This is a genomic window from Fibrobacter sp. UBA4297, assembly GCF_002394865.1.
Taxonomy (GTDB): domain Bacteria; phylum Fibrobacterota; class Fibrobacteria; order Fibrobacterales; family Fibrobacteraceae; genus Fibrobacter.
The window spans coordinates 86,084-105,987 of the sequence record NZ_DGUZ01000019.1 but is presented as its reverse complement, the minus strand read 5'-3'; the positions used below and the strand labels follow the sequence as shown (position 1 = coordinate 105,987).

Annotated in this window: 18 protein-coding genes and 1 tRNA gene; 11 read left to right on the top strand and 8 right to left on the bottom strand. The window is 49.1% G+C overall.

Going from position 1 to position 19,904, the window contains the following annotated elements; all coding sequences use genetic code 11:
• The 5 genes from B3A20_RS11190 to B3A20_RS11170 all read left to right on the top strand — a co-directional run.
• The coding region (locus B3A20_RS11190) for a hypothetical protein (RefSeq protein ID WP_290764780.1) at positions 1-1,107 on the top strand (1,107 nt) is incomplete at its 5' end.
• Positions 1,108-1,156: 49 nt separating this feature from the next.
• Positions 1,157-1,768 (top strand): DUF2238 domain-containing protein, encoded by a 612-nt coding sequence (locus tag B3A20_RS11185; RefSeq protein ID WP_290764778.1) that lies wholly within the window; start codon positions 1,157-1,159, stop codon positions 1,766-1,768.
• A gap of 16 nt (positions 1,769-1,784) precedes the next feature.
• Positions 1,785-3,065: a tyrosine-protein phosphatase gene (locus tag B3A20_RS11180; protein WP_290764776.1), complete on the top strand. Its 1,281-nt coding sequence runs from the start codon at positions 1,785-1,787 to the stop codon at positions 3,063-3,065.
• Positions 3,066-3,087: 22 nt separating this feature from the next.
• On the top strand, positions 3,088-3,885 hold the full coding sequence (locus B3A20_RS11175) for a hypothetical protein (protein ID WP_290764773.1): 798 nt from the start codon (positions 3,088-3,090) through the stop codon (positions 3,883-3,885).
• Between the two features lie 18 nt (positions 3,886-3,903).
• On the top strand, positions 3,904-4,218 hold the full coding sequence (locus B3A20_RS11170; RefSeq protein WP_290764771.1) for a hypothetical protein: 315 nt from the start codon (positions 3,904-3,906) through the stop codon (positions 4,216-4,218).
• Between the two features lie 9 nt (positions 4,219-4,227).
• Here the strand turns inward: B3A20_RS11170 and B3A20_RS11165 are convergent, their stop codons facing one another.
• A complete protein-coding gene (locus tag B3A20_RS11165) occupies positions 4,228-4,980 on the bottom strand; it encodes an HAD family hydrolase (RefSeq protein WP_290764769.1) in 753 nt (250 codons plus the stop codon).
• A gap of 160 nt (positions 4,981-5,140) precedes the next feature.
• On the opposite strand from B3A20_RS11165, the gene B3A20_RS11160 reads away from it, so the two are divergent.
• From B3A20_RS11160 to B3A20_RS11150, 3 genes are all read left to right on the top strand, one after another.
• The gene (locus B3A20_RS11160; RefSeq protein WP_290764767.1) at positions 5,141-5,287 is read left to right on the top strand and encodes a hypothetical protein; all 147 of its coding nucleotides are present in this window, start codon (positions 5,141-5,143) and stop codon (positions 5,285-5,287) included.
• 94 nt (positions 5,288-5,381) lie between these two features.
• Positions 5,382-6,056: a hypothetical protein gene (locus B3A20_RS11155; protein ID WP_290764765.1), complete on the top strand. Its 675-nt coding sequence runs from the start codon at positions 5,382-5,384 to the stop codon at positions 6,054-6,056.
• A 117-nt stretch (positions 6,057-6,173) separates the two neighbouring features.
• Positions 6,174-6,247 (top strand) — tRNA-Pro (locus B3A20_RS11150).
• A gap of 118 nt (positions 6,248-6,365) precedes the next feature.
• Here B3A20_RS11150 and B3A20_RS11145 read toward each other — a convergent pair.
• Genes B3A20_RS11145 through B3A20_RS11135 form a run of 3 tightly spaced genes read right to left on the bottom strand, consistent with a single transcriptional unit; the run spans position 6,366 to position 11,442 of the window.
• Positions 6,366-8,411 (bottom strand): LTA synthase family protein, encoded by a 2,046-nt coding sequence (locus tag B3A20_RS11145; RefSeq protein ID WP_290764763.1) that lies wholly within the window; start codon positions 8,409-8,411, stop codon positions 6,366-6,368.
• Positions 8,408-9,589 carry a glycosyltransferase gene (locus B3A20_RS11140; protein ID WP_290764760.1) on the bottom strand — a complete coding sequence of 394 codons (1,182 nt, stop codon included), beginning with the start codon at positions 9,587-9,589 and terminating at the stop codon, positions 8,408-8,410. The genes B3A20_RS11145 and B3A20_RS11140 overlap by 4 nt, the downstream gene beginning before the upstream one ends.
• Positions 9,589-11,442 (bottom strand): CHC2 zinc finger domain-containing protein, encoded by a 1,854-nt coding sequence (locus B3A20_RS11135; RefSeq protein WP_290764758.1) that lies wholly within the window; start codon positions 11,440-11,442, stop codon positions 9,589-9,591. Before B3A20_RS11135 ends, B3A20_RS11140 begins: the two co-directional genes overlap by 1 nt.
• Positions 11,443-11,808: 366 nt before the next feature.
• Between B3A20_RS11135 and ruvC the strand changes: the two genes are divergently transcribed.
• The 3 genes from ruvC to mpaA all read left to right on the top strand — a co-directional run bounded on the left by ruvC (position 11,809) and on the right by mpaA (position 13,847).
• Entirely contained in the window at positions 11,809-12,378 is a 570-nt protein-coding gene (gene ruvC / locus B3A20_RS11130) for a crossover junction endodeoxyribonuclease RuvC (protein ID WP_290764756.1), read from the top strand.
• The gene (locus tag B3A20_RS11125; RefSeq protein WP_290764754.1) at positions 12,375-13,058 is read left to right on the top strand and encodes a M15 family metallopeptidase; all 684 of its coding nucleotides are present in this window, start codon (positions 12,375-12,377) and stop codon (positions 13,056-13,058) included. The genes ruvC and B3A20_RS11125 overlap by 4 nt, the downstream gene beginning before the upstream one ends.
• A gap of 90 nt (positions 13,059-13,148) precedes the next feature.
• Entirely contained in the window at positions 13,149-13,847 is a 699-nt protein-coding gene (mpaA, locus tag B3A20_RS11120) for a murein tripeptide amidase MpaA (protein WP_290764752.1), read from the top strand.
• A gap of 86 nt (positions 13,848-13,933) precedes the next feature.
• Here mpaA and B3A20_RS11115 read toward each other — a convergent pair whose 3' ends face one another.
• The 4 genes from B3A20_RS11115 to B3A20_RS11100 all read right to left on the bottom strand — a co-directional run bounded on the left by B3A20_RS11115 (position 13,934) and on the right by B3A20_RS11100 (position 19,904).
• Complete coding sequence (locus B3A20_RS11115) at positions 13,934-14,731, bottom strand: CDP-alcohol phosphatidyltransferase family protein (RefSeq protein WP_290764751.1); 798 nt, start codon at positions 14,729-14,731, stop codon at positions 13,934-13,936.
• A 60-nt stretch (positions 14,732-14,791) separates the two neighbouring features.
• Positions 14,792-16,573 carry an ABC transporter substrate-binding protein gene (locus tag B3A20_RS11110; protein ID WP_290764748.1) on the bottom strand — a complete coding sequence of 594 codons (1,782 nt, stop codon included), beginning with the start codon at positions 16,571-16,573 and terminating at the stop codon, positions 14,792-14,794.
• A gap of 93 nt (positions 16,574-16,666) precedes the next feature.
• On the bottom strand, positions 16,667-19,195 hold the full coding sequence (locus B3A20_RS11105) for a hypothetical protein (RefSeq protein WP_290764746.1): 2,529 nt from the start codon (positions 19,193-19,195) through the stop codon (positions 16,667-16,669).
• Entirely contained in the window at positions 19,188-19,904 is a 717-nt protein-coding gene (locus tag B3A20_RS11100; RefSeq protein WP_349680077.1) for a response regulator transcription factor, read from the bottom strand. Before B3A20_RS11100 ends, B3A20_RS11105 begins: the two co-directional genes overlap by 8 nt.

The window sequence follows — 19,904 nt, the reverse complement described above, 5'->3', positions numbered from 1 at the left end:
TACGACTGGACTCCGCCCTTTGTCTACGAGATGGGCGCGAAGAAAATCCAGATTGACTTGCGCGGGACGGAATACCATGCGTACGCTCCCGTCTGGGACGATTCCATCTACATCTGGGCGGCGAAGGAATTCGCGAAGGCCCTGGCCGAAAAATACGATGGCGATCCGCGCATTGAATACATCGATGTCCGCACCTTTGGCGAATGGGGCGAATGGCACACCTCGCACATGTTGGGGAGCGTGATGCCCGCCGACTCGGTGCTGAAGGACATGCTGGACTATTATGCGTCCGTGTTCAAGAAGACCCAGCTGGTGCTGCCCTCCAACAGTTTTGGCGATGTCTATACGCATGCACTCGACCTCGGCATTACCAAGCGCGACGACGGGTTCATTGGCATTCCCGGCAGGCCCGATACCTTGCTGCGGGCGTACAATGCGAACCTCCCGACCATCGCCGAGAACATCGCCGGTTACAAGACGATGCTGGCCAATGACGACCTGATTCCCGGAGGCACCCAGAAGTGGACTGCGGAACGCTGGGTGGATGCGATTACCACGGCGCACTTGACCTACTACGTACTGGACCAGGATAACGACTGCGGTTACTATTTCTACAAGGATAACAAGGCGCTGGCCGATTCCATGAGCAAGGTCATCGGGTACAACTTTACCGTGACGCGCGCGGAGTTGCTGATTACCGCGGGGGGTGATAATGCAGCGTCAACCGCAGGAAAATCCGCCGGAACCGCTACGGGCAATGTTGCGACGAACACTTTGAATATCACCGTCAAGAACACCGGCGTGGCGCCCTGCTTCTTCGATGTGTATTTGGTGGCAGAATTCGTGGACAGTACGGGCAAGGCGCTTGCGCAGATTGGTGAGACCGTCCGCATTCCCAAGGGAACTTTCAAGGACGGCGCTTTGCAGGAATTTTCGTTCAGCGGTGTGGTTCCGGCGGGCGAGGCAAAACTCGCAACGCAGCCCGGTGTTTCAGTAGCCCTTTCCCTCTACGAAAGCGATGAAGCTTACAAGACCGGCAAGAATCCCACCGTCCGCTTCGACAACGACGGCCTCCAAGAAAATAATAAGCTACTGCTGCATAAATAGTTTTTTAAACGCATTACGGCGTGGAGTGATTTTTTTGTATTTTCTCGCTATGAATAATATTGCTAAATCTCATTTGTTCTTGCTTGCATTTGTTCTCCTGACGATGCTTTGGTCTGTTATCGGAGTCGAAGATACTTACCTCACGTGGATTCTTGAAGCGGCTCCTGCGATTGTCGGGCTGTTGGTTCTTGTGTTTACATACCGAAAATTTCAGTTGCCCACGTTCCTTTATGTGGTGATTGCGTTCCACATGGCGGTGCTTTTGCTGGGGGCGCATTATTCGTATGCGAAGGTTCCGCTTGGATTCTGGATGCAGGATTGGTTCGGTTTTACACGCAACAACTACGATAAAATTGGGCACTTGATGCAGGGCGTTACTCCTGCACTTGTGATGATTGATCTTTTGCGCCGCACGACTCCTATCAAGACGGCTGGCTGGACGGGATTTTTGTCGGTGTGTGTGGCAGAGGCTATTTCTGCGCTTTATGAAATTATTGAGTGGCTGGCATCGCTCAGCAACCCGACGGATACGGAAGCGTTTTTAGGAACGCAGGGCTACATTTGGGATACGCAGACGGATATGTTCATGTGCCTTATCGGGGCGACTATTTCTGTTTTAATTTGTTTGAATGTTAAAAAGTTCTACAAATCAGAAGTTTAAGAAACAGATTTAAATTATGGTTGGATTTTGGGTTAAAGCTTTAGGTAAAAAGATGGCGGCGTTTTGCGCGCTAGCCTTTGCGTTGCTTTTTGCCGCATGTGGCGACGACTACTTTGACACTACTTCGGTGAATCCTGTAGGTGGCGAAAGTTGCGCTGCCGTTGAAGAATCGAGTTCTTCGGATTATGCGTCGTCCTCGTCTGTTGTGATATCGAGTTCTTCTGCGGATGGATTAGTTTCGATTTCAACGACTGTTATGGAGGATACGCTTGAAATTTTTGCATTCGGGGGTGTGAATCTTAACGTTGTTGCGGATTCGTTCCTGACAAAGTTTGATTATGGCGATGTCGTGACGGTGATGATTGCGGGATACGATACGGTGGATGTTCCTGTAGTAGCTGGATACGGATATGTTTTCCCTGGTGAATTCTTTTTGTATGTCTCTGAGGGGTTGAACTATATCAAGCTTGAGGCTCGTTACGGCAAAATGGCTGAGGTCGTTGGTCTCGGGCGCGATTTGAAATTCCCGATAGATGTTGTTGTGCAGATGAAGGAAAAGGGTGGCTATGTGGACCATCTTGAAAATTTGAAGTCGCTTTCAATTGCGAATTATCCGGAGGCTTATCCTGATTTGTCTATTGAGGAGTTTGCGAATTTTAGAATGGTGCGTACAACCGGGATGGGCGAGGGAGTGCTTTATCGTTCTTCAAGCCCGATTGATCCTGCGATTTATCGCAATGCAATTGCGGATTCATTGGCGGCGGTGGCTGGCGTTAAGACTTTTGTGAACCTTGCAGATGAATTGCAATATGCCGAAGAATACAATGGCTATGTTGAATCTTATTATGCAAAGCAAAATGTGGTCTATCTTAATGTGGAACCTGCTTTTGCGAATTCGCCGTTCAAGGAAGGGCTTGTCAAAGGCTTGCGCTATATGATAGAGCATGAAGGCCCGTATCTAGTGCATTGCACGTATGGTATGGATCGAACCGGATTTACGATAGCGGTGCTCGAAGCGCTGATGGGGGCGACCGCTGATGAAATCAAGGCCGATTACGCCACGACTCACAAGAATTTTTACAACGTGGTCGATGGTAAACATGTTGATTTAACAACAAAGCAGGTTGAGCTGCTTCAGGCGATTATTGTAAGACTTATGCAGAATTCGTTCAAAACGGCTGTTGTTGATATCTCTGATTTCGAAAATGCAGATTTAGCGTCCGCAACAGAAAAGTATTTGTTTGCGCTTGGTATGGAAAAGAGCGAAATCGAAGCGCTGAAATCGCGACTGAAGTAGATAATTTTGTTATTTATAGTGTATGGCAAAAAACTTTAGCAAATTTCTTGGCAAAATCGCTTTGATGACCGCAGCTGCGTTGTGGGCTGGGTGCAGTGATTCTGATAAAAAGACTGATATCGTGCAGTTAGCGAAGAGTTCTCCTTCTGTGGATACTCTGTCGTCCGAAAATGAACTTGTAGAATCGTCTGCTTCGGATAGCGTTGCTGTGATAGAACCTGCCAAGGATTCCTTGTTGAAAAAGGTTGCTCGCGTTGCCAAGATGAAGCCTGAAATCGGTATGATTCGGGCTTTGTACGGTGTTATCGAAGAAGATATGGGAAGAGCTGTTGCCCTTTATGGAGTTCGGCCTCCACGTGAGATTATTTCTCCTGATGACCCTCATGAAGTTAGCCGGCCGTCTCGTTCTGTTCCTCGTTGCCTTGTCAAAGAATTGACGGATGAGAATGTTGTCGCAGGGAAGGAAAACGACCTTGATGTTAAATATTTTCTGAAAGTATTCCGTCAGCGTTCGCCGGGCATACGCCATATCTGCAATAAGAATCTTTATAAAAATGTAAAGTATCGCGCTAAACGTACTAAGGAATTTGAAGGAAAGACTGTTTTTGAAATGAAGATTTCTCCGAGTGGAAACGTTGAAAACGTCGAGATTAAATCAACAAATGATCAGTTTAGCGAAGAAATCAGAAAATCAATAGCTCGTTGGATTTTCCCGAAAACGCAAAGAGGCGGGACGTTTACATTCCCTGTTAATCTGTACGAAGTTATCCTTTCGGCTGCATCAAGTGCTTCTGAACAGCCTTTGTCGCCGACAGAATAATTTTGTATAATACAGAATATGTCTGGGTTCTTTAGAAAAAAAATTCATAAAATTACGCTGTTGCTCACAGCTGTATTTTGGGCTAATTGCGGTGCTGCTGAAAAAACGCAGGATACGTCCGCAGTTTTAGATTCAAGCAAGTTAGAAACGTCTGATTCCACAAAAAAAGAAAAAATTTTAGAGGTCTCGGATTGGCTTGATCATGCCCAAGAATTTTATTATGGTGTTAGTGCGGATAATTATGAACTAGGGGATCCGTGGGATGATTGCCTTGAATATGCGGCTCGAGAATTAATCCAAATTTTAGATGATAAACAAAGATTGAAAAAATAATGGAATTATTTAATTGATAAATTCCGCAAAATCCTTGATATGGCCTGCGGTGTAGCGGGGCTCCAGCGGGAGCAAGTTTTCGGTTTTGCCGAAGCCTTCGAAAAGCGTGATGCAGTCGATGCCTGCGTTCTTTGCTGCTAGAACGTCGGGAGTGTCGTCTCCAATCATGATTGCTTTTTCGGGAGCAATTCCAGTTTGGCGGAGAATCTCGTAAATGCCGGCGGGGCTTGGCTTGCGTTCGGGGGTGGTGTCACCGCAGAGGTAAGTGGCGAAAGAATTTTCGAGACCGAATTTTTTGAGAATCTTTTGTGCGGGGGCGACCGGCTTGTTTGTGAGCATTGCCGCGCATCTCGTCCCGGCGCTTGTTGCGAATCGTTGCAGTAGTTCTACAACTCCTTCGTACGGTTCCGTATTTTCTATGCAATGCTCCCAATAGAAATCTGAATAAACTTTATGGATTTTCTTGATTTTCTCTTCGCTGTAGTTCTCGCGGGCTAGCGTTTCTGCGACTTTTTCCATGTCGCGGGTGCTTGTGACGGGAATGAAATTTGCAGCGACAGCTCGGCGGATCAAGTTCATGGAACCGTTTCCGATGAATGTGCGCACGTCGTCGTTTGAATGCGTGTGCAGGCCGAATTGCGTCATCGCGTAGTTTACGGCTGGTGCCAAATCGCCAAGCGTATTGAATAGCGTGCCGTCCAAGTCAAAGATGAACAGTTCTTTTTGTGCGATGAGTGCCTTGATTTCGTCGATTGGTGTCATGGCGCCAAATTTAGAAATTTTATATATTCAAGCTATGCATTTCCATCGGTTTTGTATCTTGGCTGTACTTGCGTTTTTGTGCGCATTAATGTTGGCGTGTAGTTGTGCGTCTACAGATAATTGCGCCGAGGAATGGTACGGACCGACAGACCCTGACTCGATGAATCAGAAAAATGCAAAGTGTCTAGATCAAGAAAAATACGATTCTTGCCTCAGCAGGTATGTGAATGCGCTGAATCCCGATGTCGAAGCGCAATGCCATGAAGAAGCGTTGTATGTGTGCAAGGACCGTTTGAAACGCAAATGACTAATAACCAACAACTATTTACTATATTCATTTTATGATGTCTAGAATTTTTAAATCTGTTTTTGCGGCGGCTCTCGCTTTTTCGGCGACTGTCATGGCTGAAGATATTATCCGCTTTGTGCCGGACCCGTACCCGATTGGTTATGCAGACCAGGGCGATGTGCGCCATATTGTCATCAAGGGTGCAAATATTACAAATAAAGAAATTGTCCTTGAAACCGTGATGGGCCAGGGCATTGGCATGTCGAACTTCAAGTACCCGACGAAAATTGCGCCGAATGCTCCGGTGACGATTGAATTCGATATGGATTTTGCGGGCATGGACGGCCAAATCAACCCGGTCGTGGTGATGGTCGATAATCAGGGCAAGTCGTATGCAGCACAGCTCGACGGCTATGTGAAAAATCCGATTTTCTTTGGCGAAAAGCTCTTTGATACGGGCTATTATGCCGCAAACGAAAAGCGTGAATGGACGTTCTACGTTTGGGGTACGGACAAGAAGACGCGCCCGGACTTGGCGCTTGATGAAAATGCCCAGAAGGAATTTAAGCTCAAGACCAAGAACGTGATGCTCAATGTCGATGACATGGGCAAGATCAAGGAAGGTGGCAAGGTGCCTGGCATCAAGGTCACGCTTTCGACCGCTGGACTTACACGCACGGGCTGGGAACTCAAGCAAAAGAGCATCCGCAAGATTGTGGGCTTCAAGAGCAAAAAATTCCCGAAGGCAACGCCCGAAGTGCTGATTATTGGCTACTGGAAGGACTAGTGATATTTTAGAAAGGACTAGAACTGCCGGAATGGGCTAATTATTGCTTTTTTCGGCAGCTTGCCTTGAAAAAATACCGTGGTTTAACTAACTTTGGCATACTCTTGTAAGAGACCTCGGGATGTAGCTCAGCCTGGTAGAGCGCTTGAATGGGGTTCAAGAGGTCGCTGATTCGAATTCAGTCATCCCGATTAAAAAGACTCGTCATTGACGAGTCTTTTTTGCGTTATAGCTTGCGAGCTTTGAGCGCGCATCTTGTAAAATATGTGCCGTTTGGATTGCGGGCATTTAATGCGCGCGTTTTGTGAATTACAGCCCGTGTTCGAGTGAGTAATCCGAAATCTTGATGAGTGTGTCGAGCGTAGCGTGCATTTTTGCAGTGCGTTCGGCTTCTGTTTTGGCGAGGTCGTGTTCCTGTCGCATGTCGCTATCATTAAAGAGATAGACTTCGTCGTTACTTGCGGTCTTGGAAACAACGCGGTAGTTGTCGAGACCGAGCGCGGAGTAGCCCGAGTAAGCGCCTAGCGAGAGCCCTGCGCGTTCCTTTTTAACGCTCGTGCTGTCTGCATTGAGAATGGTTTTTGTGTCGCGCAGCAAGTTGTGTCCCATGAAAATGTTCGGGACGGCGTAGCCAGCGAGTTCAAGTACGGTGGGCGCGATGTCGATTTGTGCGGCTGTCGTCGTGTCTCGTGTCGCGTCGAGTCCTTTGCCGTGGATAATGAACGGAATCCAGCTGATGTTCGAGAATCCGCCGCCGTTCATGGTCGAAACGCCGTTTTCACCCAAAGGGAATCCATGGTCTGCCATGATGATGACGTAGGTGTTCTTGTACCATTCTTCGTTTTGGATGGCGCGGATGAATCGGGCGAGCTGCCTGTCGGCGTAATTCATCGTGACGTTGATGCGTTCTTGCAACGGGCGCGCTTTTTCTTCATCGGTCATGCCGGCGGCAAAATTGAACGGATAATGGTTCGAACGCGTCATAAGCGTGGCGAGGAACGGCTTACCAACTTTGGAAAGCGTGTCGCGTACAAATTCTGCAGCGTGGTCCATAAAGGTAGAATCGTCTTCTCGTTCGCGGTTGTAATGTTCGGCGGTGTACCATTTGGCCATCCAGACGCCGAGGTTATCCCAGGCGGGGTCTGCGGCAGACATGTAATGCGTGCTGTAGCCATTCTCGGTCAGCACAGAGACAAAACTTGGGAGTGTCACATGCGCAAGATCGGTGGCTTGGGCAAGTCTAGAGTGGTGTGGGATGCCGAGGTGCGTTGAAAGGACTCCTCCGGTGGTCGGAACGCCGCTGGTGTGCATGCGCATCCACACGTGTGAATTGGCGGCGAGCGAATCAAGGAACGGCGTGGGCGAGGGCTGAATCTGCGGATTCATGTAGCCTGTATTGAGCCCGCGATGCGATTCCATAAGCACGAGGATAAAGTTCGGCTTCATTTCGCGCTGGGCGGCGAGCTTTTCGTTGTTCTGGAGTTCTGCGGTTGGAACTCGGTAAAGCGGAAGACCATGGCCTTCTTTAGCGTCCGAGAATTTCCAGAGGCTATCGCCTTCAACGCGCTGCCACAAATTCTGGTAGGAGGTTCGGTAGGTGGCAAGCTCTTTTCCTGTAAGACCTGCAACTTTTTTAGTGACAAATAAATCGTTATAGACGAGTGATACAACAGGACGGAGCTTTGCCATGCGGGCGTTTCCAGTCCAGATAAAATAAACGAATAAGTACGAGGCAATGTAGAAAATGACCATTGCGATGACGGACTTTTTCATGCGCAGTCCGTCAGGCGTGCGGTAATGCTTGTACAGCAGTTTGTATAGACCGTAGGTGAGCGGGAGCATCAGCACGAGTACGACGAACTGCAAGTATGGAACGGACAAGTCGTTTGCCACGTAGTCATAGAACATGGCGATGGACGAAGTGTCTTTATACGTGTCCATAAGCCCAAAGCTTAAATGTCCGCCGAGGAAACGCATTACTTCGTTATCGAGGAGCGTAAAGAGCAAGATGACGCTATGGAAAACCGTGTATGCAATTGTCGTGACCTTTGCGACTTTTTGAATTGCGGATGTCGCGCTTCTCGAATTTACGCATCTCGAACTTGCGATTTTTGTTGCAATCCCGCCGAGCACCATAAATACCACGAGCGCATTGCAAATCCACATGAAGTCGATGCAAACCGCGTGGAAAATGAACCAGTCCGGCTTTGAAACAAACGGGAATCCGTAAGGGTTGCTGCGGAACAAGAGCATCACGCGCAACAGAATGTGCGTCACCCAGAATGCGAGCGAGATTAAAACCAAATTCTTGGACGGCTCTAAGAACTTGGCAATTTTCTGTATAAAATTTTTCATTTTTTATTTCCAAAAATTTCTTTGTACAACGCGAGTTGGCGCTTGAAGCAATCGTTCCAGCTGAATTTTTCAGCGTATTTACGAGCTTTAATCTTCTTGTCGGTGAGATCGGAATGGTAGAGCTCGACAATCGCATCTGCCAATGCTTCGGGCGTGCGTTCTTTGAGAATTGTGCCTGCACCCGATTCTGTGACGTGTTCGAATGCGGCTCCGGCGGCAGCTCCGACGAGAGCGTTTCCGCTTGCCATGCTTTCTAGAATTGAAAGTCCAAAAGTTTCCCAGCCAGAGAGTGCAAGTCCCATGTCGACACTTGCGTAATAGCGAGCCATCTCGTCGATGGAATTCACAAAGCCGATATAGCTGACGTGCTTGTATTTTGCGGCCGCTTCTTGCACGAGCGGGAGACTTGGACCTGTGCCTGCAAAGACGATGGCGGGCTCGTGTCCGAGTTTTTGCGTCAAAATGTCGTAAGCGCCAAGAACAAGGTCAATGCCTTTTTCGTTGCAATGCCTGTGCGGGAAGAATATCGTAAGGCGGTTCGGGTCGCCGTCCTTGAGTTCATTCACGAGCGCTTCGTCGCGGCGGCTTGGCGAGAAGGTGTCAATATCGCAACCGAGCGGAATCCAACGCGGGTCGGGGAGTCCATTCTTTTTGAGGCGTGCCATCGCTTCTTTCGATGACGCTTGTACGCAATCAAAGCCTTTAAATTCTTGTTTGGCGTACCAGAATGCGATTTTGCGGGAAAAAACGCCTACGCCCGCTCCAAATTTTTTGGCGATGGGGCGTCCCACGTAAGTCACGGGGAAGTCGGCGTGCCAAAAGCTGAACAGTGCCGCATTGGGAACAACTTTTTTTGCAATGCTGCGCACGGCGGATGGCAAAATGTAAGGCGAACCCACTTCAATTACGTCCGGCTTGTACTTCTCAAGAATCGGTCGAATTTGTTTGGACTTCCACATGAAGCGGTATTCCCAGTTGCCAGGGAATCGGAATGCTTCTACATGTTCGATAATCAAGCCATCGCTTCGTGTTTCGGTATAAGTGCTTGCCGAGGGCATCACGAAAACGGAAAGGACTTCGTTTTGGCGTTCGTAAAACGCCATTTTCTGCAAATGGTAACGGCGGACTCCGCCTCCTGACGGACTCCAGAAGTTATTGAAATCGACAATGGTAAACATTAAGCTTCTTGCATGCGGCTAGATTGTGGGTCAATCAAAATCTTGTCTTCGTACACGCGGCTCGTGCCCATGCGCTTGGAATCCACCGAGAGGTTCAGAGTACCGTCCTTTTCGGTTAGCCAGTAAATGGCATCGGAATCGCGGAGGTATGCGCGCGGGCCAAGGAGTCCCATGTTGGAATCAATGAGCTCGCCACCGAGGAATATCGGAATGTCGAGAGCCTTGTACAAGTCAAGCATAATCGACGAACGCTTCTCGTGAATGTCCGGGAGTTCCGGGCGGTCGGTAATCTTCATGTGGTCAATACCGTCAATCACGAGAATCAAGTCCGGATGGTCCTTGAGTTCCTGGCTAAGTGTCTTGAGCAAGTCATTAAAGTCAAGAGAAGGCATGTCGTCCCAGATTTCGAGACGGTTGTTGCGCACATAGTTCATTAAATCGCGTGTGGCATCTGTAATCTTTTGGTTTATTTCGTTGTCTGTATTCTGCTTGCGGACGTTCAGCACGGATTGCCCGGTGAGCATGGAAACGAAACGGTCAAAGATTTGGCGGCGCGGTGTTTCGTAAGCGACGTAAATGACCTTGAGGTTCGGGTTGCTTTCGATGAGGTCCAGCGTGAGACTCGAGAGCAGCAAAGTCTTTAGGCCGAACGGCTGTGATGAAACAAAGAAACATCCCGACTGTACACCGTCGATTTCCTTGGTGAGCAAGGGGAACGTGTTCAGCTTGTAGCCTACGCTCTGGTCGGGCGGGCATGCCATTGCGGTATCGAAATTTTCCTTGATGTCCTGCAGTAGCATGGAGCGGCGGTGCGAGTGTATTGTATCGACCTCGGTGTTTGCGATGAGGTCAAGCAACTGGTCGGCGCCGTTCTTGCGGACAAATGTGTCGACACTATCGCCTTTCGGGAGCACGATGGACTTGAGGCTCATGTGCATCTGTTCGGCAAGCTTCAGGTATTTCTGGATTTTGAGTTCCTGATTCCGGCGGTCTTCTTCACGGCGCAAAATGACCGTGAACGATTCGGCTCCGCATGCCTTGAGTTTGTACAGGTGGTTGATGTTCAGTTCCTGGAACATCGTGGAGACAACACCCGGGATGCCGGCGAGGTCCGCCGTGAGCGCATCAAAGAAACCTTGCACGATAATCGGGTTCTCGCTATCGGCCTGGATGTTGAACGGAATGACGGTCGGGCCGGAGGCGTACGTGATATAGGTATGGCTCTTTTCGTTGTCGTCGATGAGGCGACCGTAAACGGAATGGATATATCCCTTGGAATTGCGGGCCGGAATGGTAATTCGCGGTTCATGGTACGCTTCGAGGTTGTCGAGGTAAAAACTGATCTGGTGGCGTTCGATGCCGGAGAGCATGCAGTAGCTGATGAACGGTTCCGGGTCGCCGCTGTAGTAACCGAGACCGTAAAGTTGGGCTTGGCCAATGCTCCAGCCGCGGGCTTCGAGGAACTTTGCCGAAGACGGACTCTTGCAGGCGGCCCAGTGGCAGTAACGTACAAAGCATTCGAGCACCTTGGACTTTTCGCCGCCGACTTCCTTGACCCACGGGTGTTCGCTATCCTGATTGTTTGCGAGATCCTTGTCGAGTGCGCCGAGGAATTCAAAGGCTTCGGAACGGGCGGTCTGTTCGTCCATGCCGTTGAAACGGCTCTTCATCAAAAAATCGACCAAGTCGCCTTCGGCTCCGCATTGGAGACAGCGGTAGCGCCAGTAACCTAGCGCATCGTAGAAAAACAGCGATGTTTCTTCTGGAGCATGGAATGGACAGCAGGCGATAAGGTTACGCCCCCAACGGCTCAGGGGAATTCCCAACTGCCTCGGGTGAGCTTTAGTTCTCATATACTCTGCATGTTCTTGATCAATCAGCATTGCGGCCTCCTATAGAGAAATCTAATAAACTCCGCCCCCGTAGATGCGTTTTTTTTGAAAAAAAGGCAATTCTTTAGTCTTTCATGCATACTTAGTGATAAAAATCAGGTCTTATTTAGGAAGGATATTATTAAAGGTGTAAGTGTGATATTGAATTAAATAGGAAGAGTATACTTCGTTGAACGAATAAAAGCGTCGGCCAAGGATGGGGAGGGTGCAGGGAGGGGCCCGTGCGGCCTTCGCAACTCCGAGCTGGGGCCCCGCCCGCATGAAGTTCATTCTTGAATTTTTCATAAGCTTTTGGCGATAAGCCCATCTTTATCTATTTTTTGAAATATGGTTATTCTTGGTATTGACCCGGGATCGATTACGACCGGGTACGCATTTTTAAAAAAGACTGGCAACCAGATTCAGGTGCTGGAATATGGCACGTTTCATGCGAATGCCTCTAAAAACCTCGAGGACAGGCTTGTGCATATCGTAACGGAACTGGAAAAACGCCTGGACCATTACCACCCGGATGCGCTTGCGATGGAAGGCGTGTTCTTTGCCAAGAATGTGAAAAGTGCGCTCGTGCTCGGGCATATCCGTGGGGCGATTCTTGTGGCGTGCCACCGTCGCGGAATGACGTACGAGGAATACCCGCCAAAAGTCGTGAAGCAGGCCGTGACAGGCAATGGTGCGGCCTCGAAGGAACATGTGGCGAATATGATTTTTGCGCATTTGGGAATTGTAGGGGGTGACCTTCCGCTCGATGCTTCGGATGCGCTTGCGATTGCGTGGACTCATGCGAACCCGGCTCCGTTGGCGCAGTCGCTTTTGGGTAAAAAGTCGAAGCCCAAGAAGAAAACGACGGTGCAACAGTGGAAAGACTTGATTGAAAAAATGGGAGGGACGATTCAATGACGGACTTGTTGTCTCTGGATTTGTTGCCCTACGGTCTTGGAACGCCTGACTTGGTGGAATTCCAGCCGGGATACTTTGTAGACCGCGAAATTGTGGATGACTTGCGTGCTTTGTCAAACGAAGCCAAGGCGAACGGTTTTGAACTGCGCATTGAATCGGCGTACCGCTCGTTCGAAAAGCAACTTTCGATTTGGAACCGCAAGGCTCGTGGCGAACTCAAGCTCTTGAATGAAAAGGGCGAGCCGATGGAACGCCCGAAAGACGAAGAAGAGCTGATGTATGCGATTCTCACATGGTCGGCATTGCCGGGGGCGAGCCGTCACCATCTGGGGACGGACATCGACGTGGTCGATGGAGCGGCGTGCCCGGAGGGCTACGAGGTTCAGCTTACGCCTGCGGAGTGCAGTGGCATGTTTGCGAAGTTCCATGCGTTTTTGACTTCCCGTATGGAGGCTGGTTCTTCGTTTGGCTTTAGTCGTGTGTTCATTCCCGGACGCGGGAAAATCAAGCCTGAAGGCTGGCACATTGCGCACTTGCCGACATCGCGTAAGCACTTGGAACATTTCTCGCTGGATACGCTGCGGAGCATCTATGAGCGCTCGGACATGGAATGCAAACGCGCTGTACTAGCGAATCTCCCGCAGCTCGCGGAGGAATATATTTATCCTTACTTTATTTAGAACTTAGCTCGCTTCGCTCTTAGAACTTAGATCTTAGAACATAACTCTTCTCTCTAAGCTCTGCCAACTAAGTTCTGCCAACTATTTACTATGAACTATTCTCCAGATTCTCGTGGTATTATCCGGTTGCCTTCTCTTGAATATGGACGCTCTGTGCTGGGCGCTCCGCTGCTGTACTACCCGTGCAAGAACGAATGCAAGTTGCTTGTAATGGCGGGGATTCATGGCGAAGAATCAGAGACGACGTTCCTCCTGAGCCGTGTGCTCCGTGCTTTTGACGAGTCTTTTGATTCTGTTGCATTTATTTTGTGCGCCAATCCGGATGGTGTCGCTCTTGGAACGCGCGGGAACGCCAATGGCGTGGACTTGAACCGCAATTTCAAGACGCAGAACTTCTCGACAGAAAAGGTCGGTTCGCGCTCGATTCTCGAAGCACCTCGCGATACGCTTTTGTCGCCGGGCGCATTTGCAGAAAGCGAACCGGAAACGCAAACGCTTGTTGCGTTAATTGAAAAGCTGAAGCCTGCAAGCGTACTTGCGATGCATGCCCCAATGGGCTGCGTTGATGCCCCGCAAAAGACAACGCTTGTCGAAGGCGTGATGGAGGCATTTAACTTGCCTTGGTTGCCGGACATTGGGTACAAGACGCCGGGGAGCTTCGGGACGTGGTGCGGTGAACGCAACCTGGAATGCGTGACGCTTGAACTCCCGCGCATGTCGCTCGAACAGCTGTTTGACCGCTATGGTCGTTCGTTCGCAGAATTCTTGGAACGCTTTGTATCGCGTTAGAACGCAAAAAATGCCCGCTCGCGGCGGGCATGACTCTTTTCTAATAACCAATGACTAATGACTAACCACTAACCACTAACCACCGCTTACTGCTTACTCTTCATCGCTTCTTCAATAATCTGCTTGCGGTAGGCGAGGCCCACACCGAAACCGATCAGCATATAGCTTGCTCCGAGAATGAGCAGGTATTCAAGAATGAACGGAACCTTCGGGTTATAGAAGAGGAGGCCGGCAACGTAGGTGAGTAAAATCAAGACAATCTGGAAAATGTTGAATGCCTTGTTCTTGCGTGGCTGGAGCTTCGGGAGGAACAGCGGGCTTACCATCAAGAAACCCGTGGCGACAAACACGATGATCGGAAGCCAGAAGAGGAAGGTATTCGAGTCTGCAAAAACGCCCTTGGTCATGAGGAACACGATGAGAGTTGCGTTGACCATGCCGGCGAAAGTAGAGGGAAGGCCGGAGAAGTGATGATGATACGTGTCAGAATCGCAAGCATTATACTTGGCAAGGCGCATGGCGGCGCAGAGCACGTAAATGGCAAGTGCGATGGTCATCAGGAGACCGTGGTTCTGGAACCAGTCCGGTGCATAAATCTTGTAGGTGAAGAAAAAGCAGAATGCCGGTGCAAGGCCGAAAGCTACCAAGTCGGCGAGGCTGTCGAACTGGGCTCCGAATTCGGAACTGGCGTTCACGAGGCGTGCGGCAAAGCCGTCAAGCTTGTCGAAAAGAGCACTCAGCATGACAAAGTATGCACCCATGCGGATTTGGTCTGCCGTACTAAACGAACCAAAAGCTCCGGTTGTCCAGCAAATGGAAAATACACCGAGCAAAAAGTTCAGGCTTGTGAAAGTATTAGGCAAAACAAAACGTAATTTTCCCACGATATACTCCTTGAATTGGTCTGCTAAAGATAATTTTTTTACGGAGAAAAAGAAACTTCTTTATTGATTATCCTGCGGTTGGACAGGTTTAATTTCCCACAATGCGCTCACTCCTGCCGCAACAACGAGGTTGCCTGGTGGAGCGTACGGATTTTCGGCTGTCGGAAAATTCGTCCAGTGTTTGGTTGAAAACTGGTAGAAGGTCGCCGGTCTGTACATTACTGGGATTACAGGCATGGTTTGCATGAATCGTCTGTTCAGACCCCTGTAAGCGTCTACTAGAGAATCTTCGTCCGTTATGGTCGGGATGTCTAATAGAAGCTGGTTTATTTCGCTGTCCTGGAAGCGTCCCTGATTTGCAAATGCGTCTTCGCCAATGGGCTTGATAGTGGTGCTGCTTAGCATTTGGTAGAATCTGTTCCATGGGTTCGCGATGGAGTGTTCCGAGGGCGGCGTCTTCATGGATAGGTCAAATGTACCTCTGCGCATGTTTGAGTCCCAGGCCCCGTAGTCCACGATGCTTGGCGTTGCTGTAATGCCGATTTCTGCAAACGATTCCACGACAACATTGATGGCTTCTATCCAGTCGTTCCAGCCTTGCGGGCATTCGATGGTAATACTTCGGACTGGTTTCTTCTTCTTGTCGAGGAGCTTGCCTTCTTCGTTCCAGGAGTAGCCTGCTTCCGAGAGTATTTCGCGAGCTTTTTCTGTATTGTAGCTGTAGCCGAACTCGTCGGCGTCCTCTTTATTGAAGAATTTTTTCTCTATGCCAAACGGGAGGATAAATCCGGGCTGCATGGTCGGGGTGTAGTTCGAAACAGCGCGTGCCTTGATTTTCTCGAAGTCTATGGCGTGTGCGAGAGCGCGGCGGAAACTTACGTTGTTGAAAGGTTCTTTTTGTGTCGCGATTACGAGAACGGTAATTGTGGATGGAAGCTGGTAGGGCTCTTCGCGGCTCCAGGCGCGGATGCTGTCCTTTGTTTTTTCCCAAATTCTAGGCAAATAGATGGAGGACACGTCCAGGTTGCCTTTGACCATTGCATTGTTGAAGTTGTCGTTCCCGTTATAGATGGGGTGGATGATGTATTTTGGAGCGGGCTTTTTGCCATTGTATTTGCTTGTGCGCCAGTAGTTTTCGGTGCGTTCCAATACGATTTGGTCTGGTGCATAGTTCTTTAAAATATAAGGTCCTGAAGCTACTGGCTTGTTCTCGTTCTTGAATTCGAGAATCTTCTCCATGTTGTAGCTCTTGCCGGTTTTAGCGGACTTGAGCAATGGCTCGAATACGGACTTGGGGAGTATTGAGGTCTCGGCAATGGCGTTCAGGACCATGAGCGGATTCCTATTCGCGGCGAGATGGAACGTGATGTGGTTTTCGCTGTCGGCGGAAAGCGACTTGATGTGTTTCCAGTTGTTGCGGTGCGCCGTCGGGAGAATGGAGTCAATCTTGAATGTGTAAATGACGTCTTCTGGAGTAACGGGTTCTCCGTTGTTCCATTTAGCCTGTATGTCCAGATGTACGGTGATGGTCGAGTCTGTCTGGGTATATGAATCCGCAAGCATCGGGTCCAGTTTTCCTGTGAGCTGGTTGTATGCTAGCAGAGATTCGTACATCAGGCGGATATTGCCGTCAGAAGGAAAGTTTGGGTCCAGGTCAAGCGGATTAAATGTCGTGGGCGGTGCCCAGTCAAAACCGCCGATATAGAGAGTCTCGTTACGCGGGTAGTCAGATATCGAAGTTTTTGGCGTCTTGGAAACATCGTCTTTGCAACCTGATACCATAGACGCAACAGCCATGGTGAGGATGCTCAAAAGGGTGAGTTTCTTGAAATGGACGCTCATGATTTCTTTGCCAAAAAATGATTGGATAAATTTAGTGAGTTTTTCTAAAAATGACCACTAAAATTTAGTTTACCAATAGCAAAAGGGGGACTTTTATAGCGGAAAACTGTAGAGAACGCGTTTTGGGGAAGCGCTAAATAGGGTATGGTTTAAGATAAACGGGGTCCCTGCGCCACCGGGCGTGTTAAATGTTTTTACCACTTTGCCGGTCTTGATTGAAATGGCGATGAGTTCGTCACCTTGGTCTATCCAAGCCTTGCCATCGTAGATAAATGGTTTTGAGAATGTAGATTTTTTCCCTTGGAATTTCCAGAGCGGCGTGCCGATGTTTGAATAGAGTAGAATTGACTGGCCCGAAAGCGAAATGATTATTTTATTTTCGCCTTGATCTCTGAAAACTTGCATCGAGATGATTGGACTTTCCGTAAGCACTTGTATCGGGCTAAAGTCCTTGCGCTTTGTGTTCTGCAGGAATAGTTTGTTTGTGCTTGTGGCAAGTGCAAGTGTAGAGTCTATCCCGTCCATGGCGATGATGTTGTCTGGCACTTTGTTTGTCGTATAATCGATGGTTAGCCCGTTGTCGTCGTTGATGCGCATCAGTTCGCCATCGAGATTGCAAAGCTGTAGACTGCGCGTAAGCTTTACGATATGGAACGGCATGGAATACACTTTACGAGACCAGACGGTGGTATTGTTTGCGCGTGAAATCTTGAGCAAAAATCCATTCCATGTGGAAGCGTAAATGTAGTCGTTTGTTAAAGTGAAGTTGAACGCTTTTCCGGGGAGTAGCAAGGGTTTGTTGAATGAGTCCTTGTTCATGTCGTAGATGGTCATCTGGTAGCCGGTCGAGATGACAATTGAATTTTCATCGGACTGGATGACTGGGGCGTTTCCGATTTTTCCGATGTACTTGCTCCAGCGCTGCTTGCCGTTTTCGGTGTTGATGCAGATAAGCTGTTCTGTGGCGGGGTCCACCGTATACAGGTTCTTTTTGGAACCCAGGAGCTGCGGGTACATAGTCTTGGGCGATACGATAAGCTGGCTTGCAAAGTTTGCGCCAATGACCCTGCTATAATATTTCAAGACGATGCGCGCAATTTGCGGGCTACCTGTTGAAAGCCTTACCGCTTCGGCCCATGCCTTTTGGCGGTCCTTCTCTGAAACGTTTTGTTGTTCTAAGTTGAACGCCTTGAGAAAGTGCGCTTCGGCATTGCCCGGTTCATTCTTGATGATGGAATCGAGAATTGGGTTTATGTTGTCCCAAAGTTTACGCTTTGCCATGTGAACCGCTTGTGAGGCAAGCTTACTGGAGTATAGCGGGCGCTGACCGTAATAGTGGGCGTCAATGGCGTAAATTCTCTTGTTGTCAAAGGGAACGTAGATGAACCGTCTTTTGACAATCGGTCGCATCATGGGCGATTTCGCCAAGTTGAATCCCCAAAGCGGGCGGAGCAATGTATCGACGGTGATGACTGAACCTTCGTTCGAAAAAAGTCCGAGTGTGCCCTGGGCTAATGTGTAGATGTTTGACGCATTGGCGCGGACGCTCGCAAGAATTTTTCCGGTATCGTTTTCGTAAAGGCTTATTTTCCCGGACGCTTCGAGCGCGACGATGTTGTTGTCAAAGGCCTGGATGCTTTCTATGTTTCCGACTGCAGTCTTCCAGAGGGGCGTTTGGGGATTCTGCAATGTATAGCAGAAAAGCTCGTTTCCAGAGACAAGGAAGACTTTGTTCTTGAATATGAATATCTTTTGAATAGCATCGTATTGGGCGATAATCTGGCTTTCCGTAGCTGAGCTTGCCGATACGAAGTGAAGCGCATTGTCGGTGCAGTTGAAAATAAAGTTGTCGTTAATCATCTGGTCATTTTGCAACTGGCACGACGAGTAATCTGTGTCCCCCTTGCTGATGGATCCTTTGCGGTCTAGAATGTAGAAGTCCTTTTTGGAGACCGCTATTGCAATTCCGTTTATGGCAGTGAACTGCGAAACGTCCTTGATTTCAAAAGAGGTTACTTGATTGGGAGCGTTATGGGGCTTGTAAAAAACGGAATCGCGTGCGGAATTTTGGTACCACATCCCATCGGATCCGATGTGTAGCAGATGATCGCTTTCGTTTAATTTTGAGGCGATTTCTATAACCATCCCGCTTTCGATTTTGGCGATGTGCCCATTTTCGAAAAGGATATTGGCTGTTTTACCGTCAAAGAACTTGCGGATTGGGCTACGGAGTGGGATGACTTTTTGTAGAAGCCTTTCTGGTGCAAAGTTGGTGGCCGCGTCACGTTTGGCAAGCCAGTAGGCTTTGCTTGTCGTCTTGGTGAAAGCCTGGCTTCGGCTGTAGAAATGGTTCGCCTGAGCCTTGTTGCTTGCTAGTTCGTAGATTTTCCCGAGATAGAAAAACGCAGATTCCTTGTCATCGTCATCGCCATGACGCGAGATTTTTTCGAGCAGTCGAATGGATTCGTCAACTTCGCCCTTCATTTCGAAGAGGTAAATCGCTTCTTGGAGTTGCGAGGCCATCTTGCTTGCCAAAGCTTGGCTTGAAAACAGCGAACAGAGGGCGAGGATTGCAAGAACCCACGCCTTGAAAACGTTTTCTTTTCGCCAAAGGTTAAGCATCGAACTTGTAGCCTGCTCCACGGATTGAAAGGATGATTTTCGGATTCGCCTGGTCGTCCTCGAGTTTACGTCTCAGATTCACGATATGGTTGTCAATCGTTCGCGTGGAGGGCATGTTGTCGGGCGTGTATCCCCAAAGGTCTTGCAGCAAGTCTTCGCGCAAGACGACTTCGCCGCGGCGCTGCCAGAAGTACTTGAGAATCTGGAATTCTCTTGTGGAAAGTTCAAGCGGAACACCTGCCTTTGTGGCGACGAATTTTTTGAAGTCCAAATGAATGTCGGCAAAATCAATGGCATCGACGGAGGCAAGCTGCTTTGTCGGGCTTGCTTGCGACTGCAAGTCAATACGGCGGAGGAACGCTTTTACGCGTGCCAAAAGTTCCAGAATCGAGAACGGCTTTGTCACGTAGTCGTCGGCGCCCATGTCAAGTCCTGCGACTTTGCTCGTTTCTTCGGTTTTTGCCGTGAGCATGATGATGATGCATTCCGGGTGCTTCTTGCGAATGAGGCGGCAGACTTCAAAACCGCTCTTCTTCGGAAGCATCACGTCCAGCAAAATCAGGTGCGGTTGGAACGAGTCTGTCTTGGCGATTGCTTCTTCGCCGTCACAAGCCGTTTCGACTTCATAGTTTTCGAGCTCAAAGTTGTCCTGGAGCCCTAGCCGGATGATTTCTTCGTCTTCAACAATGAGAATTCTGTGTTGCTGCAT

Excerpts from the sequence above, each read along its gene's own strand:
- mpaA (WP_290764752.1), top strand. The coding sequence starts at position 13,149 with ATGAACTATTCTCCAGATTCTCGTGGTATTATCCGGTTGCCTTCTCTT.
- B3A20_RS11110 (WP_290764748.1), bottom strand. The coding sequence starts at position 16,573 with ATGAGCGTCCATTTCAAGAAACTCACCCTTTTGAGCATCCTCACCATG.
- B3A20_RS11155 (WP_290764765.1), top strand. The coding sequence starts at position 5,382 with ATGGCTGAAGATATTATCCGCTTTGTGCCGGACCCGTACCCGATTGGT.
- B3A20_RS11135 (WP_290764758.1), bottom strand. The coding sequence starts at position 11,442 with ATGAGAACTAAAGCTCACCCGAGGCAGTTGGGAATTCCCCTGAGCCGT.
- B3A20_RS11170 (WP_290764771.1), top strand. The coding sequence starts at position 3,904 with ATGTCTGGGTTCTTTAGAAAAAAAATTCATAAAATTACGCTGTTGCTC.
- B3A20_RS11185 (WP_290764778.1), top strand. The coding sequence starts at position 1,157 with ATGAATAATATTGCTAAATCTCATTTGTTCTTGCTTGCATTTGTTCTC.
- B3A20_RS11100 (WP_349680077.1), bottom strand. The coding sequence starts at position 19,904 with ATGCAGCAACACAGAATTCTCATTGTTGAAGACGAAGAAATCATCCGG.
- B3A20_RS11165 (WP_290764769.1), bottom strand. The coding sequence starts at position 4,980 with ATGACACCAATCGACGAAATCAAGGCACTCATCGCACAAAAAGAACTG.
- ruvC (WP_290764756.1), top strand. The coding sequence starts at position 11,809 with ATGGTTATTCTTGGTATTGACCCGGGATCGATTACGACCGGGTACGCA.
- B3A20_RS11125 (WP_290764754.1), top strand. The coding sequence starts at position 12,375 with ATGACGGACTTGTTGTCTCTGGATTTGTTGCCCTACGGTCTTGGAACG.
- B3A20_RS11105 (WP_290764746.1), bottom strand. The coding sequence starts at position 19,195 with ATGCTTAACCTTTGGCGAAAAGAAAACGTTTTCAAGGCGTGGGTTCTT.
- B3A20_RS11160 (WP_290764767.1), top strand. The coding sequence starts at position 5,141 with ATGAATCAGAAAAATGCAAAGTGTCTAGATCAAGAAAAATACGATTCT.
- B3A20_RS11145 (WP_290764763.1), bottom strand. The coding sequence starts at position 8,411 with ATGAAAAATTTTATACAGAAAATTGCCAAGTTCTTAGAGCCGTCCAAG.
- B3A20_RS11180 (WP_290764776.1), top strand. The coding sequence starts at position 1,785 with ATGGTTGGATTTTGGGTTAAAGCTTTAGGTAAAAAGATGGCGGCGTTT.
- B3A20_RS11175 (WP_290764773.1), top strand. The coding sequence starts at position 3,088 with ATGGCAAAAAACTTTAGCAAATTTCTTGGCAAAATCGCTTTGATGACC.
- B3A20_RS11140 (WP_290764760.1), bottom strand. The coding sequence starts at position 9,589 with ATGTTTACCATTGTCGATTTCAATAACTTCTGGAGTCCGTCAGGAGGC.